This window comes from Dactylosporangium sp. NPDC050688 (genome assembly GCF_040654515.1).
Lineage (GTDB): Bacteria > Actinomycetota > Actinomycetes > Mycobacteriales > Micromonosporaceae > Dactylosporangium.
The window spans coordinates 1-4,885 of sequence record NZ_JBFAIC010000153.1 but is presented as its reverse complement, the minus strand read 5'-3'; the positions used below and the strand labels follow the sequence as shown (position 1 = coordinate 4,885).

1 protein-coding gene is annotated in these 4,885 nt (G+C 76.4%); it reads right to left on the bottom strand.

Annotated elements, in window-relative coordinates; translation table 11 throughout:
• The coding region (locus tag AB0H83_RS51470) for an SDR family NAD(P)-dependent oxidoreductase (protein WP_360111280.1) at positions 1-4,885 on the bottom strand (4,885 nt) is incomplete at both ends.

Below are 4,885 nucleotides of genomic sequence, written 5' to 3'. Positions count from 1 at the left end.
TCACGGAACGCCGCCAGCATCCCGTCCATCCGCGCCGAATGGAACGCATGACTCACCCGCAACCGGCGCGTCTTCGCAAACCGCGCGGCCACCGCCGCGACCGCGTCCTCATCACCGGACACCACCACCGCATCGGGGCCGTTGACCGCGGCGATCTCCGCACCCTCGACCAACACCGCCCGCACATCGGACTCGGACGCCTGGACAGCCACCATCGCGCCACCTTCCGGCAGCGCCTGCATCAACCTGCCCCGAGCCGACACCACCTTGCACGCATCCGAAAGGGACCACACGCCCGCCACATGCGCCGCCGCCAGCTCACCGATCGAATGACCGACCAGGTGATCCGGCCGCAGACCCCACGACTCCAGCAACCGGAACAGCGCCACCTCGACCGCGAACAACGCCGGCTGCGTCCAACGGGTCTCATCCAGCAGCTCGCCCTCGACGTCCCGCAGACCCTCGATGTGCGCGCACACCTCGTCATACGCCGCCGCGAACACCGGGAACGCCGCATACAGGCCGCGACCCATCCCCGACCACTGCGCACCCTGACCCGTGAACAGCATCGCCGTACCACCGTCGCGGACCCGGCCCCGGACCACCGTGTCACCCAGCAGGACCGCCCGGTGTTCGAACGCCGCCCGCCCGGTCGCCAGGGAGTACCCGACGTCGACCGGGTCCAGGTCGGCGACGGCCCGCACCCGGACCACCTGCGCGTCCAAGGCCTCAGGGGTACGGGCCGACACCGGCCACGGCACCACCGGCAGCGCCGTCCGCTCCCCCGGCGCGGCGATCCGGGCCGGCGGCTCCTCGACGATCACGTGCGCGTTGGTACCGGAGATGCCGAACGACGACACGGCGGCGCGGCGCGGACGGTCGGCGGACGGCCACGGCCGGGCCTCGGTGAGCAGCCGCACCTCGCCCGCTGACCAGTCGACGTGCAACGACGGGGCGCTGACGTGCAGCGTCCGCGGCAGCGTGCCGTGCCGCATCGCGAGGACCATCTTGATGACCCCGGCGACGCCGGACGCGGCCTGCGTGTGGCCGAGGTTCGACTTGACGGACCCGAGCCACAGCGGCTCGGCGCGGCCCTGCCCGTACGTGGCGAGCAGCGCCTGCGCCTCGATCGGGTCGCCGAGGCTGGTACCGGTGCCGTGCGCCTCCACCGCGTCCACGTCGGACGGCTCCAAGTCCGCGGCGGCGAGCGCGGCCCGGATGACCCGCTGCTGGGAGGGGCCGTTCGGGGCGGTGAGGCTGCTCGACGCGCCGTCCTGGTTGACGGCGGAGCCGCGCACCACGGCGAGGACCGGGTGGCCGTTGGCGACCGCGTCGGAGAGCCGCTCCAGGAGCAGCAGGCCGACGCCCTCGCCCCAGCCGGTGCCGTCGGCATCGTCGGAGAACGCCTTGCAGCGGCCGTCCGGCGCGAGCCCCCGCTGGCGGGAGAAGCCGACGAACGTGCCGGGCGTCGACATGACGGTGACGCCGCCGGCGACGGCCAGGGAGCACTCGCCGCGGCGCAGCGCCTGGGCGGCCAGGTGCAGGGCGACCAGCGACGAGGAGCAGGCGGTGTCGACCGTGATGGCGGGTCCTTCGAACCCGAACGTGTACGCGACCCGGCCGGAGGCGACGCTCGGCGCGCTGCCGTTGCCGAGGTGTCCTTCCAGGCCGTCGGGGACGTCGTGGACGCGGGCGGCGTAGTCGCTGTACATGAGGCCGACGAACACCCCGGTCTGGCTGCCGCGCAGCGCGACCGGGTCGAGCCCGGCGCGTTCCAGCAGCTCCCATGAGGACTCCAGCAGCAGCCGCTGCTGCGGGTCGGTGGCGAGGGCCTCCCGGGGCGAGATGCCGAAGAAGTCGGCGTCGAACGCGGCCGCGTCGTACAGGAAGCCACCCTCACGCGCGTAGCTGGTGCCGCGGTGGTCGGGGTCGGGGTGGTAGAGCCGGTCGACGGGCCAGCCCCGGTCGTCGGGGAACGGCCCGACCGCGTCGATGCCGTCGGCGACGAGCCGCCACAGGTCCTCGGGGGTGCCGACGCCGCCCGGGTACCGGCAGCTCATGGCCACGATCGCGACCGGTTCGTCGGTGGGGACCGCGGCCCGGACGGCCTCGACGGTCCGCGCCCCGCTGAACTGCGACAGCAGCAGCCGGGCGAGAGCCTCCGGCGTCGGGTGGTCGAACAGGACGGTGGCGGGCAGCGTCAGGCCGGTCGCGGTGGCGAGCCGGTTGCGCAGTTCGAGCGCGGTGAGGGAGTCGAAGCCGGCCTCGAGGAACCCGCGGTGCGGGTCGACGTCGTCGCCGGCTGCGTGGCCGAGGACCGTCGCCGCCTCGGCGCGCACCAACCGCAGCAGCGCCGGGATCCGCTCGGCGTCAGGCATGCGGCGCAGCCGCTGCCGGAGCGTGTCGCCGTCCTCTCCACGGCTCGCCCGCGGGCCGGCCGGACCGGCGATGCCGCTCAGGACGGGCGGGTACGCCGTGGTGGGCCGCAGCCGGGCCGGGACGGCGAGCGGGGCGGGTGCGGCGCAGGCGAGGTCGAACAGGCCGAGCGCGGCGGCGGGCGGCAGCGGCGCGACGCCGTTGCGGGCGAGGCGCCGCCGGTCGGTGTCGTCGAGGTGGGCGGTGATCCCGCTGGCGGTGTCCCACAGCCCCCACGCCAGTGACAGCGACGGCAGCCCTTCGGCGCGGCGGTGGGCGGCGAGGGCGTCCAGGACGCTGTTCGCGGCCGCGTACCCGGCCTGGGCGGCGCCGCCGAGGATGCCGGCCAGCGACGAGTACAGCACGAACGCGGTCAGCGGCAGGTCCCTGGTCAGCTCGTGCAGGTGCAGGGCGCCGTCGGCCTTCGGGCGCAGGATCGCGGCGACCCGGTCGGCGGTGAGGTCGGTGACGACGGCGTCGTCGGCGACCCCGGCGGCGTGCACGACGGCGGTCAGGGGATGCCCGGCGGACACGGCGGCGAGGAGGGCGGCGACGGCGGCCCGGTCGGCGACGTCGCAGGCGGCGACGGTGACGGTGGCGCCGTGCCCGGCCAGTTCGTCGCGCAGCGCGGCGGCGCCTTCGGTGTCGAGGCCGCGGCGGCCGGTGAGGAGCAGGTGCCGCACGCCGTGGACGGTGACGAGGTGCCGGGCGATCAGCGCGCCGAGCCCGCCGAGGCCGCCGGTGACGAGCACGGTCCCGTCGCCGTCGAAGGTCGCCGCGGGGGTCGCCCCGGGTACGGCGGTGCCGGCGCGGGCGAGCCGCGGGACGAGGACCTCGCCGCCGCGCACCGTCACGGCAGGTTCGTCGAGAGCGACGGCGGCGGCGAGCGCCGCGCCGGCGGGCTCCGCGTCGTGGACCTCGACGACGCCGAACGTGCCGGGGTGTTCGGCGTCGGCGGCACGGATCAGCCCGGCGACGCCGGCCGACGCGACCGCGTCCGCTCCGGTGGCGGGCACGACGAGCCGCAGCGCGGCCCCGGCCGGCGGGTCGGCGAGCCATTCCTGCACGAGGGCCAGCGCGGCGGCGGTCCTCGCCTGGACCGTCGCCGGGAGGTCGTCGCCGGCGGCGTCGACAGTGGCCACCACGCGGCCGGGGACGGTGCCGGCGGCGCGGAGGGTGGCGAGGTCGCGGTACCCGTCGACGGTGGCACCGGCCGAGGTCAGGGCCGCGGCGACGCCGGCCGGGTCGGCGCCGAGCACGGCGTACCGGTGCTGGTGGGCGCCGGCGGGGCGGGCCGGGACGAGGTCGAGCCGGAACAGGTCGGTGGCGCGGCCCGTGGCCAGCTGCGCGGCGGTCACCGGGCGCAGGTCGAGGGCCTCGATCGAGGCGACCGGCCGGCCTGTCTGGTCGGCGACCTCCACGGCGACGGTGGTGGCGCCGGTGAGCGTGAGCCGGGCCCGGACGGCGACCGCACCGGTCGTGCGCACCGAGACACCGCGGAACGCGAACGGCAGCTGGGCGTCGCCGTCGCCGTCCCAGGCGAGGCCCAGCGCGTGCAGGACGGCGTCGAGCAGCGCCGGGTGGATGCCGAAGCGGGCCACGTCGTCGCGGGCCGCCTCGGGGAGCATGACCTCGGCGAACAGGTCGCCGTCGCGGCGCCAGGCGGCGCGCACCCCCTGGAACGCCGGGCCGTAGTCGAGTCCGGCGGCGGCGAGGGTCTCGTAGAGCCTGTCGACGGGGACCGGGGTCGCGCGGGGCGGCGGCCACGCGGTCAGGTCGGCGGTGTCCCAGCGGTGCCCGGGGTGCAGCCGCCCGGTGGCGTGCCGGGTCCAGCCGGCGTCGGGGTCGTCGGCGGCGCGGGAGTACACGGCGACAGGCCGGCCGCCGGTGTCGCCGGGTGCGCCGACGGTGAGCTGCAGGTGTACGGCGCTGGGGTCGGGCAGGGCGAGGGGTGCTTCGACGGCGAGCTCGTCAAGGTGCCCGCAGTCGAGTATCTCCCCGGCGCGCAGGGCCAGGTCGACGAGGGCGGTGGCGGGCACCACCGGCACGCCGTGGACGGCGTGGTCGCGCAGCCACGGCTGGTCGCGCAGCGACAGGCGGCTGGTGAATACGAACCCGCCGCCGTCGGCAAGGCCGAGCGCGGCGCCGAGCAGCGGATGGTCGACCGGCTGCAACCCGACGGCGGCGGCGTCGGCGTGCGCGGCGGGGTCGTCGAGCCAGAACCGGGCCCGGCGGAACGCGTACGTCGGCAGGTCGACCACGGTGCCGCCGCCGAGGACGCGGCGCCAGTCCGGGGACCAGCCGGTGACGTGCATCCGCGCGACGGCGGTCATCAGGGTGAGCGGCTCGTCCCGACCCTTGCGCATCGCCGGGACACCGTCGACCAGCGCGGACAGCACCCCGTCCGGGCCGACCTCCAGGAACCGGGTCGCGCCCTTCTGGCGGAGCGCTGCTACTGCGTCCGCGAACC